Genomic DNA, 11,380 nt, shown 5'->3' with positions numbered 1-11,380 from the left:
GACAAGGATAAAGATGCGCCGAGAGCGGGGAGGGTTCAATACCTGTAAACAAACACCCCCTCATGGAGAGGGGGTGTGTTCAGGGCTGGATCAGCCGCGGTGACGGCCGCGGAAGTAGTTGATCAGGCCTTGGGTGGACGCGTCTTCAGCGGCGGTTTCTTCGCTGCCGACCAGACGGTTGTAGACGCCCTTGCCCAGTTCCTTGCCCAGTTCCACGCCCCACTGGTCGAAGGCGTTGATGCCCCAGACCACGCTTTGCACGAAGACTTTGTGTTCGTACATCGCCACCAGTGCGCCGAGACGACGCGGGCTGATGCGCTCGACCACCAGGGTGTTGCTCGGACGATTGCCCGGGATCACCTTGTGCGGTGCCAGTTTCTGCACCTGGTCTTCGCTCATGCCCTTGTCGCGCAGTTCCGCTTCGGCTTCCGGCAGGGTCTTGCCGAGCATCAGCGCCTGGCTCTGCGACAGGCAGTTGGCGTACAGCCACTGGTGGTGGTCGGAGACCGGGTTGAAGCTGACGATTGGCACGATGAAGTCGGCCGGGATCAGTTGGGTGCCCTGGTGCAGCAGCTGGTGGTAAGCGTGCTGACCGTTGCAGCCGACGCCGCCCCAGATCACCGGGCCGGTATCGGTCGACACTGCGGTGCCGTCCTGGCGCACGCTCTTGCCGTTGGATTCCATGTCCAGCTGTTGCAAGTGCTTGGTGATGTTACGCAGGTAGTGGTCGTACGGCAGGATCGCGTGGCTTTGCGCGCCCCAGAAGTTGCCGTACCACACGCCGAGCAGGGCCAGCAGCACCGGCATGTTCTGTTCGAACGGCGCGCTCTGGAAGTGCTGGTCCATGGTGTAGGCACCGGACAGCAGTTCCTTGAAGTTGGACATGCCGATGGCCAGGGCGATTGGCAGGCCGATGGCCGACCACAGCGAATAACGACCGCCGACCCAGTCCCACATCGGGAAGATGTTCTCTTCACGGATACCGAAGGCCACGGCTGCCGCGTTGTTGCTCGAGACGGCGATGAAGTGGCGATACAGTTCGGCCTCCGAACCACCCTGGGCCAGGTACCAGGCGCGAGCGGCCTGGGCATTTTTCAGGGTTTCGAGGGTGTTGAACGACTTCGACGAAACGATGAACAGCGTGGTCTCGGCGCGCAGTTTTTGCGTCAGCTCGTGGAATTCGCTGCCGTCGATGTTCGCCAGGTAATGGCAACGTACGCCTTTCTGGGCGTAGGACAGCAGGGCCTCGGAGACCAGCTCGGGGCCAAGGAACGAGCCACCGATGCCGATGTTCACCACGTCGGTGATCGGCTTCTCGGTGTAACCACGCCACAGACCGTCGTGGATGCGGCCCACGAGATCGGTGATCTGGTTCAGCACCTTGTGTACTTCAGGCATCACGTTGACGCCGTTGACCGACAGCTTGTCGCCGACCGGGCGACGCAGGGCGGTGTGCAGCGCCGGGCGGCCTTCGGAGGAGTTGACGATTTCGCCGTCGAACAGGGCCTTGATCGCGCCCTTGAGATCGACTTCATTGGCCAGACCCACCAGCAGGTTGCGGGTCTCGGCGTTGATCAGATTCTTCGAATAGTCGAGAAACAGTCCGCAGCTGCTGAGAGTGAACTGATTGAAGCGCTGCGGATCGGCGTTGAAGGCTTCGCGCATGCTGAAATCCTGCATGGCTTGGCGGTGATCTTTCAACGCTTGCCAGGCAGGCAGAGCGGTAACGTCATGAGGAGTGCGGTAGTACGCCATCGCTGCGGTTTTCCTTTTTACTTGAACGGCCTTTTGAACACTGAAAAGACCTCCCCGCCATGTTTGGGCGAGGGGGCAACTGCGTCGACACGATTACTTTGGCGCAGGGCGAATACAGTAAACCCAGCGCTGCGATCTGTCTTGGCTTCTTCTGACCTGTTACCTGTACTTTTTTAACATCGATAACAGGAGAGGCCGACAGACGGCGGGTAATGCAAGCAAGTCCCTGCTCATCGCGCGAGTAGAACGGCGGGCAGTTTGCCCGATGGGCAGGTAGGCAGCAATACACGCCGCAGGTGATACAAAGCGATGTGGGAGCCAGTCTGCTGGCGATTACGGCCCGGCAGTCAGCATCATTTCTGACCGATGGATCGCTTTCGCCTGCAGGCAGGCTCCCACAGGGGGATGGCGGTGTTTACGCGGGGGTATCGAGATTCAGGTGCAGGTTGTCGATCAATCGGGTGGTGCCGAGGAACGCAGCCACCAGAATCACCAGATCACGATCTTCTGCCGTCGCCGGACGCAGGGTCACGGCGTGGCGGATTTCCAGGTAGTCCGGCCGCAGACCGGCCACTTCCAGCTGTTGCCGCTGAGCCTGGATCAACGCCGGGAAATCGCGCTCGCCTTGCTTGATCGAGTCGGCAATGGCGCACAGGGTGCGGTAGACCACCGGTGCCACGGCACGCTGTTCTTCGCTGAGAAAGCCGTTGCGCGACGACAGCGCCAGACCGTCGGCAGCACGTACGGTTGGCTCGCCGATGATCTGGATCGGCATGTTCAGGTCATGCACCAGCGCGCGGATCACCGCCAGTTGCTGGAAGTCTTTCTGACCGAAGATCGCCAGGTCCGGCTGGACCATGTTGAACAGCTTGCTGACCACGGTCGCCACGCCTTCGAAGTGTCCCGGACGGCTGGCGCCGCACAGGCCTTCGGAAAGCTGTGGCACGCTGACCCGGGTCTGACCGGCCATGCCATCGGGGTACATTTCTTCGACTGTCGGGGCGAACAACAGGGAGCAACCGGCTTCCAGCAGTTTTTCCTGATCCGCGGCCAGCGTACGCGGGTATTTGTCGAGGTCTTCGCCGGCGCCGAACTGCAGCGGGTTGACGAAAATGCTCGCGACCACGAAATCCACACGCTGTTTGGCCTTGGTGATCAATGCGATGTGGCCGCTGTGCAGGTTGCCCATGGTCGGGACGAAGCCGATGCGCTTGCCCTCACTCCGGGCGCGAGCCACGGCGGCGCGCAGTTCACGTACGGTTTTGACGGTGTTCATGCAGAGAATCCGTGTTCTATCCCAGGGAAAGTGGTGGCTTTGACTTCGTTCACATAAGCCTTCAGTGCGGACTGGATGCTGTCCTGACCCTGCATGAAGTTCTTCACGAACTTTGGCACGCGGCCACTGATCGACAGGCCGAGCATGTCGTGCAGGACCAGTACCTGACCGTCGGTGTCGGTGCCGGCGCCGATGCCGATCACCGGGATTTTCACCGCCTGGCTGATTTCGGCAGCCAGTTCGCTTGGCACGCATTCGAGCAGCAGCATCGCCGCGCCGGCCTGCTCCAGGGAGATCGCGTCGGCACGCATCTGGCGTGCCTGGTTCTCGTTGCGCCCCTGCACTTTATAGCCACCGAGAATGTTCACGGCTTGCGGGGTCAGGCCCATGTGGGCGCAGACCGGTACGCCGCGTTCGGCCAGCAGGCGGATCGAATCCGCCAGCCACAGCGCACCTTCGACCTTGACCATGTGCGCGCCGGCCTGCATCAGCATGGCGCTGTTGGTCATGGTTTGCTCGAGGGTCGCGTTGGCCATGAACGGCAGGTCGGCCAGGATCAGGGCGTCGGTGTTGCCGCGCTTGACGCAGGCGGTGTGGTAGGCCATTTCCGCAATGGTCACCGGCAGGGTGCTGTCGTGACCTTGCAGGACCATGCCGAGGGAGTCGCCCACCAGCAGCACTTCAACACCAGCCTCGTTGCAGGCGTGGGCGAAGGTCGCGTCATAGCAGGTCAGCATGGTGATCTTTTCACCTTTCTGCTTGAGGCTCTGGAGCGTGGTCAGAGTGATGGCTGGCATGTAAGAAATCCTCGTTCAGGCGCTTTGGAAACTACTGCGAGTAACGCGCGTGATTCGTCATCTATTCAGGCGCACGCTCTTTTGTCGTGCTTATAAGGCCTGGATTGCGCCCTTGTATGCCGGGTTGGCGGCAGCGGGACGCCTATAGTCGTGATGAGGCCTCAGGAAGTCAATTGCATGTGTTACCGCATTGTTACGACGGGAGTGTTACCGGCGTTACTGATGCGATTCAGCGGGCCGGCGGGCCTGATCTTCGTAGTTTTTGTCCGACAAAAACCGGGATTTGGATAAGTCGATGTGGGATAGATGTCAGGGGTGGGGAAGGCGTTCGAGGCCGACGAACGGGCAGGCTGCGAGAAGATCGGCAAGGGTGCGGCCATCGGCAAGGCGCAGATCTTCGGGGGCCAGTTCGGCCAGGGGATACAGGACGAATGCACGCTCCTGCATGTGGTAATGCGGGACTTTCAGGCGCGGCTCATCGATCAGGCGGTCACCGAACAGCAGGATGTCCAGATCCAGCGTGCGAGGACCCCAGCGCTCCAGACGTTCGCGACCCTGACCGTTTTCGATGGCTTGCAAGGCATCGAGCAGTTGCAGCGGAGCGAGTGTGCTGTCGAGCGCTGCGACCGCGTTGGTATAACGCGGCTGGCCCGGCAGCAGCGAGTCGCTCTGGTAAAAGGCAGACACGCCAGCCAGGACCGTATCCGGCAGTTGCCCCAGTGAGTCGACCGCACTGCGCAGTTGTTCGGCCGGGTCAGCCAGGTTGCTGCCCATGCCGATGTAGATGCGTTCCATGCCTTATTCGCCCGTGGCGCTCGGTGCGCCGGCGCGCTTGCGCTTGGAACCGCCGCTGCGGCGACGCTTGCGTGGCGCACCGCTGGCGCCGTCTTCCTTGCCGCTGAGATCGCGGATCATGTCGCGGCGCTCGCTGTCGTTGGCGTCCTGATAGTCGGTCCACCATTCGCCCAGGCCATCGGTCTGCTCACCGGCGCTTTCACGCAACAGCAGGAAGTCATAGCCGGCGCGGAAGCGCGGATTGTCCAGCAACAGGTCGGCGCGTTTGCCGCTGCGGCGTGGCAGACGTTCCTGCATGTCCCAGATCTCGCGGATCGGCATGGTGAAGCGTTTTGGAATCGCAATGCGCTGGCACTGTTCGGCGATCAACTCGTGGGCAGCTTCCTGCATCGCCGGAATCGGCGGCATGCCACGTTCCTGCAGACGCAACACGCGGGCCGGCAGGGCTGGCCACAGCAACGCGGCGAACAGGAACGCCGGGGTCACCGGTTTGTTCTGCTTGATCCGCAGGTCAGTGTTGGTCAGTGCTTCGCTGATCAGCGTGTGGGTATATTCCGGGTTGTATTCCAGCGCATCGGCGCTGGCCGGGAACAACGGCGCGAACAACTGCAGGTCGACCAGCATCTCGAAGGTGATGGCGCCATGCCCGGAGAGGAACAGCTTGAGCACTTCCTCGAACAGCCGGGCCGACGGAATCTCGCGCAGCATCGGCGCCAGTTCGCGGATCGGCTGCACGGTGTGCTTTTCGATGCCGAAGTTGAGCTTGGCGGCGAAACGCACGGCCCGCAGCATCCGTACCGGGTCTTCCTGGTAGCGCTGTTTCGGGTCGCCGATCAGGCGGATCAGGTGATTGCGGATGTCGTGCACGCCGTTGGCGTAATCGAGAATGCGCTCGCTGACCGGGTCGTAATACAGGGCGTTGATGGTGAAGTCGCGGCGCTGCGCGTCTTCTTCCAGTGTGCCGTAGACGTTGTCGCGCAGAATGCGCCCGCTCTCGTTGCGCGAAGACTGGTTGCTGTCTTCGTCGTCTTCGTTTTGCGGGTGATTGGCGCGGAAGGTCGCGACCTCGATGATTTCACGACCGAAATGGATGTGTACCAGCTTGAAGCGGCGGCCGATGATCCGCGCATTGCGGAATTCGGCGCGGACCTGCTCGGGGGTGGCGCTGGTGGCAACGTCAAAGTCTTTGGGCGTGATGCCCAGCAGCATGTCTCGCACGCAGCCGCCAACCAGATAGGCCTGGTAGCCGGCGCCCTGCAGACGTTCGACGATGTTGACCGCGTATCGGCTGAATTGCGCCTTTTGCAGCGAATGTTGGCCGCTGTTGAGGACTTCAGGCGTGCTACGGATGTGTTGCGTACGACGCAGGGGAGTTCGGAATGACTGGAACAGCTTCTTCAGCATGGGATGCACTGTTTGAAGGAATGTTCGGCCATACCAGAGAATGACCGCATGATGGGCCGGGATTCTAGCATTTAGTCGAGGGATGGTGTAGGACGCTGCCGTTTTGCGCTGCAGGCCGCAGGCTAGAGGGGTGGAGATGCGCCAGAAAGGGAGAATTTCCCGGAAAGGAGAAACTACAAGGGGAGCCGAAGCTCCCCAAGAAGTAGTTGCGTGCTCTTTTTATTATTGATTCGGGCTTCTTGTTTTTGTTGAGTGCCCTCGCCATGAAGCTTTTCCTTCATGACCCTCCCAATCGGGAGCCAAGAGCAAACGGATTGCTTTGGTCGCTGAATTGCAGTGATCTCTCGATCCAACCAGTACAGGCTCTGTCTTAGGACAGTTTTTGTTGTTCTCGGCCTGGTCGTGGGGCAAGCCCCAAATACAACGCCTCTCCAAAAGAATCAGTTAGCTGCGCCTCTCGCCGTCTTGTTTTTATTGTGCGTGAGTCGATTCGTCTTATTTTTATTGTCTTGTGCATTGCTTGTTATTGTTCTTGTACCAAAGATATAGCAGGGGCCGTGCCAACTTTTGCGAAGCCCAATAAAACAAGGGGTTAGGTCGATATAGCCGTTTTCTCGTGGCGAAAAAAAGCCGGGGTTTCGTTACCGATAACCCCGGCTTCTGTTACGTGAAAAGACTGAGGTAACAGTTTTTTCACATCCTCACCCGTTACCCGCACACTCGACAGGTAACGTTCAGCTCTCGCTGGCGACCCCGGTCTTGCGCCGTGGAATGCCCAGACGCTGACGGCGTTCCCACAGGCATTTGCGGCTGACGCCCAGTTTGCGCGCCAGTTCAGTCTCGGTCATGTGGTCCTGATGCTCGAGCACGAAATGCTGAAAGTAATCTTCCAGCGACAGATCTTCGGTCGGCTCGTGACTGCTGTTGCTGGCGTTACCGGCCGGTTGCGCCGGCAGACCGATGAACTCGTCGTCCTCCAGATCCCCCAGCTCGATGTCGATGCCCAACAGGTCGGCGGAGATTTCCGGGCTTTCACTCAGAATCACGGCGCGCTCGACGGCGTTTTCCAGTTCCCGCACGTTGCCCGGCCAGGAATAGTGCCGGATCGCCTGTTCGGCATCGGCGGCAAATTTCAGGTCGGTGCGGTTGATGCGCGCGCTCTGGCGAGCGAGGAACGCATTGGCGATTTCGTTGACGTCGGCGCCGCGCTCGCGCAGGGCTGGCAGTTTCAACGCGATCACGTGGAGGCGGTAGTACAAGTCCTCACGGAACTGGCCGATTTTCGCCAGGCTCTTGAGGTCCCGGTGGGTTGCAGCGATCAACCGGACATCGACCTTCTGCGACTGCACCGAGCCAACCCGGCGAATTTCGCCTTCCTGCAGTACGCGCAACAGGCGGGCCTGAGCTTCCAGAGGCAGTTCGCCAATCTCGTCGAGGAACAGCGTGCCTCCGTCCGCCGCTTCCACCAGACCGGCGCGACCGGCGCTGGCTCCGGTGAACGCGCCTTTCTCGTGACCGAACAGTTCGGACTCGATCAGGCTTTCCGGAATGGCGGCGCAGTTCACCGAGATCATCGGTGCCTTGGCGCGTTTCGACAGGTTGTGCAGGGCGCGGGCCACCAGCTCTTTACCGGTGCCGGACTCGCCCTGGATCAGCACATTGGAATCGGTCGGGGCGACTTTACGGATCTTGCCGTAAAGGTCCTGCATCGGCGGGCAGGAGCCGATGATGCCGATCTCGCCATTGCTGTTGTCGATGGCGGATTTGCCGTTGCCGTTGGCCGATTTGGAAGGCGCTGCTTCACCGGCGGCAGGCGCCGACTGGCGATCACGCAGGATCCGCGCGACAGCCTGAAGCATTTCATCGTGGTCGAAAGGCTTGGCGATGTAATCCACCGCACCCATCTTCATCGAGTCGACCGCCGAGCGCAGGCTGGCGTAGCTGGTCATGATCAGCACCGGCGTGCCCTGGCCGAGCTTGATCAGCTCGGTGCCCGGAGCACCCGGCAGACGCAGGTCGCTGACGATCAGATCGAATGTGGGAATACTGAAGCGTTCTTGTGCTTCCTGCACTGAACCGGCTTCGCTGACCTGGTACTGGTTGCGTTCCAGCAGGCGGCGCAAGGCGGAGCGGATAATGGTTTCGTCTTCGACGATCAAAATGTGCGGCATTGATTCGATACTCTCGACGGTCTCAGTTCACAGCGGACGTCGCTTCGACATGGCGCGGCAAAGTCACCCGGATACGGGTGCCGCGCTGGCTCTGAACATCAGCCGGGCTGTCGATGGTGATTTGTCCATAATGCTCTTCAACGATGGAATAGACCAGTGCAAGGCCCAGACCGGTGCCTTCGCCAGGATCCTTGGTGGTGAAGAAGGGTTCGAACAATCGGTCCATGATGCTCGCTGGAATACCGCTGCCTTCGTCCTCGACGATCAGATCGACCGTGTGTTCGCCGGCCTCGCTCTTGACCCGCACCGCACTGCCGGCAGGCGAGGCGTCACGGGCGTTGGAGAGCAGATTGATCAGCACCTGGGCGAGACGTTGCGGGTCGCCTTCAACCCAGTGATCCGGGTCGCACAGGTTGTAGAACTGGACTTCGAAGTTGCGCCGGTTCAACGCCAGCAGACCGATGGCGTCCTGAGCCACTTCCGCCAGACAGACGGGCTCGTCGCTGTGCTGATGGCTGCCGGCATGGGCGAAGCTCATCAACGACTGCACGATGCGTGACACGCGTTTGGTCTGCTCGAGGATCTGGCCGCTGATTTCCGTCAGTTCGCCGTCTTCTTCGCGTTCTTCCCGAAGATTTTGCGCAAGACAGGCAATGCCGGTGATCGGGTTGCCGATTTCATGCGCCACGCCGGCCGCGAGACGACCGATGCTGGCCAGGCGTTCGGAGTGCACCAGTTTGTCTTCGAGCATCTGGGTTTCAGTCAGGTCTTCCACCAACAGCACGAGGCCGCTGTTACCCGGTGCCAACGGCTCGTCGATGGCCGCTTTGTGCAGGTTCAGCCAGCGGGTCTGGCCGTCGAGCGCCAGATGCTGCTTGTGCAAATGTTCGTCGGGCAGGTTGATGAAACCTTGCAGCAATTCTTTCCACGGATTGGCAATGGTACTCAGGCGCGAGCCGACGACCCGTTGCGCGGCAATCCCGGTCAGCTCTTCCATGGCCTTGTTCCACATCAGGATCTCCTGATCCTTGGCCAGCGAGCAGACGCCCATCGGCAGTTCCTGCAAGGTCTGGCGGTGGTAGCGGCGCAGGGCATCGAGTTCGGCAGCCAGGCCGGTGAGGCGCGAGTGGTAATCCTCGAGGCGGCTTTCGATGAAGTGGATGTCTTCGGTGACGTAGTTTTCGCCGCCGGCCTTGTACGGCAGGAAGGTTTCCACCATGTCCTGGGCTACGCTCGGGCCCATCAGGCCGGAGAGGTTGGCTTCGATCCGGTCACGCAAGCGGCGCAAGGCATAAGGGCGGCGTTCATCGAAAGGCAGATAAAGGTCGCGCAGGGCCTGCTCGACTTCCTTCTGTGCAGCCTTGGCGCCCAGCGGCTTGGCCAGTTGCGTGGCGAATTCCTGGGGCGAGGCGGCGTGCAGTTCGCGGCGTTGCGGACGGCGCACGTTATCCACAGCGCAGGCTTCGGCAGCGCTGGCTTCTTCCGGGCTGGCATTGGTGAACAGCGAAATCAGCGTGAACATCAACACGTTGGCCGCCAGCGAGGCGATGGCCGCCATGTGCCAGCTGGTGTCGTCCAGCACATAGATCATGTTCAGCAGCGGAATATAGAAACCCTGCAGATTGCCGACCAGCGGCAGCAGCATGGTCACGACCCACACCACGATCCCCGCCAGCAGACCGGCGATAAAGCCGCGACGATTGGCGGTCGGCCAGTACAGCACCGACAGCACACCGGGCAGAAACTGCAGGGTGGCTACGAAAGCGACGATGCCGAGGTTGGCCAGATCCTGCTCGGCGCCCAGCATCAGGTAGAAGCAGAAGCCGGCCATGATGATCGCGACGATCAGCGCCCGGCGGGTCCATTTCAGCCAGCGATAGATATTGCCCTCGGCCGGTGGCTGATAGAGCGGCAGCACCAGGTGGTTCAGGGCCATGCCCGACAGCGCCAATGTGGTGACAATGATCAGGCCGCTGGCCGCCGACAGGCCGCCGACATACGCCAGAAGGGCCAGCGATTTGCTGTTGGCGGCGATGCCGATGCCGAGGGTGAAGTATTCCGGATTGGTGGTGGCGCCGAGCTTCAGGCCGGCCCAGAGAATCAGCGGCACGGCCAGGCTCATCAACAGCAGGAACAGCGGCAGACCCCAGCTCGCGCTGACCAGCGAGCGCGGGTTGAGGTTTTCGGTGAAGGTCATGTGATACATGTGCGGCATCACGATCGCCGAGGCGAAAAACACCAGCAGCAACGTGCGCCACGGGCCTTCCTGCAACGGGGTGTGCAGGGCGGCGAGGGCGGTCTGGTTCTGCAGCAGCCACAGTTCGAGCTGTTGCGGGCCGTCGAATACGCCGTACAGCGCGTAGAGGCCCACGCCGCCGAGGGCCACCAGTTTGATCACCGATTCGAAGGCAATCGCGAAGACCAGCCCTTCGTGCTTTTCACGGGTGGCGATGTGACGGGAGCCGAAGAAAATCGTGAACAGGATGATCAGCGCACAGAATGCCAGGGCTACGCGATTCTGCACCGGTTCGCCGGTGAGGATGCCGATGGAATCGGCTACGGCCTGAATCTGCAGGGCCAGCAATGGCAGGACGCCGATCAGCATGAAAATCGTGGTCAGCGCACCGGCCCAGGTGCTGCGAAAGCGGAAGGCGAACAGGTCCGCCAGCGACGACAGCTGATAGGTGCGGGTGATCTTGAGGATCGGATACAGCAGCACCGGCGCCAGCAGGAACGCGCCGGACACCCCGAGATAGCTGGACAGAAAGCCGTAGCCATACTGATAAGCCAGACCCACCGTGCCGTAGAACGCCCACGCACTGGCGTAAACCCCCAGCGACAGGGTGTAGGTCAACGGATGGCGAATGATCGCCCGCGGGATCATGCCCCGTTCACTGATCCAGGCCACGCCGAACAACGCGGCCAGGTAGGCGGCGCTGATCAGCAGCATCTGGGTCAGGCTAAAGCTCATCGGCATCTTTTTGGCTCTGCAGGATGAAGGTCACGACAATCAGGATCAGCCAGAGCAGATAAGGGCGATACCAGGCGCCCGTAGCGTCGATCCACCAATCCATGATGGCGGGAGAAAACAGGTAGATCCCCACGACCAGAAGCAGGACCAAGCGATAGATGTACATCCCGGCCTCTCTTTTTTATGCGCGTGCCCGAAAACGTGCGGCGAT

General features: G+C 60.9%; 8 protein-coding genes. All 8 read right to left on the bottom strand.

Annotated features, from left to right (window positions below):
* Window positions 1-90 precede the first annotated feature (90 nt).
* The 8 genes from pgi to C6Y56_RS24315 all read right to left on the bottom strand — a co-directional run bounded on the left by pgi (window position 91) and on the right by C6Y56_RS24315 (window position 11,335).
* On the bottom strand, window positions 91-1,755 hold the full coding sequence (gene pgi / locus C6Y56_RS24350; protein ID WP_085612637.1) for a glucose-6-phosphate isomerase: 1,665 nt from the start codon (window positions 1,753-1,755) through the stop codon (window positions 91-93).
* Window positions 1,756-2,170: 415 nt separating this feature from the next.
* Window positions 2,171-3,031, bottom strand: a complete 861-nt coding sequence (panC, locus tag C6Y56_RS24345; protein ID WP_169431951.1) for a pantoate--beta-alanine ligase — start codon at window positions 3,029-3,031, stop codon at window positions 2,171-2,173.
* A complete protein-coding gene (panB, locus tag C6Y56_RS24340) occupies window positions 3,028-3,828 on the bottom strand; it encodes a 3-methyl-2-oxobutanoate hydroxymethyltransferase (RefSeq protein ID WP_169431950.1) in 801 nt (266 codons plus the stop codon). The genes panC and panB overlap by 4 nt, the downstream gene beginning before the upstream one ends.
* 309 nt (window positions 3,829-4,137) lie before the next feature.
* Window positions 4,138-4,623, bottom strand: a complete 486-nt coding sequence (gene folK / locus C6Y56_RS24335; protein WP_169431949.1) for a 2-amino-4-hydroxy-6-hydroxymethyldihydropteridine diphosphokinase — start codon at window positions 4,621-4,623, stop codon at window positions 4,138-4,140.
* 3 nt (window positions 4,624-4,626) lie between these two features.
* The gene (locus C6Y56_RS24330) at window positions 4,627-6,027 is read right to left on the bottom strand and encodes a polynucleotide adenylyltransferase PcnB (protein ID WP_169431948.1); all 1,401 of its coding nucleotides are present in this window, start codon (window positions 6,025-6,027) and stop codon (window positions 4,627-4,629) included.
* A gap of 734 nt (window positions 6,028-6,761) precedes the next feature.
* Window positions 6,762-8,198, bottom strand: coding sequence for a sigma-54-dependent transcriptional regulator (locus C6Y56_RS24325; RefSeq protein ID WP_169431947.1), 1,437 nt, complete (start codon window positions 8,196-8,198; stop codon window positions 6,762-6,764).
* A gap of 22 nt (window positions 8,199-8,220) precedes the next feature.
* The gene (locus C6Y56_RS24320) at window positions 8,221-11,175 is read right to left on the bottom strand and encodes a sensor histidine kinase (protein ID WP_169431946.1); all 2,955 of its coding nucleotides are present in this window, start codon (window positions 11,173-11,175) and stop codon (window positions 8,221-8,223) included.
* Window positions 11,159-11,335, bottom strand: coding sequence for a hypothetical protein (locus C6Y56_RS24315; protein WP_003176118.1), 177 nt, complete (start codon window positions 11,333-11,335; stop codon window positions 11,159-11,161). Before C6Y56_RS24315 ends, C6Y56_RS24320 begins: the two co-directional genes overlap by 17 nt.
* Between the last annotated feature and the right edge of the window lie 45 nt (window positions 11,336-11,380).

Source organism: Pseudomonas fluorescens (genome assembly GCF_012974785.1).
GTDB classification, from domain to species: Bacteria; Pseudomonadota; Gammaproteobacteria; order Pseudomonadales; family Pseudomonadaceae; genus Aquipseudomonas; species Aquipseudomonas fluorescens_BT.
The sequence above is the reverse complement of the archived record's forward strand: the minus strand, read 5'-3'. Positions and strand labels throughout refer to the sequence as shown.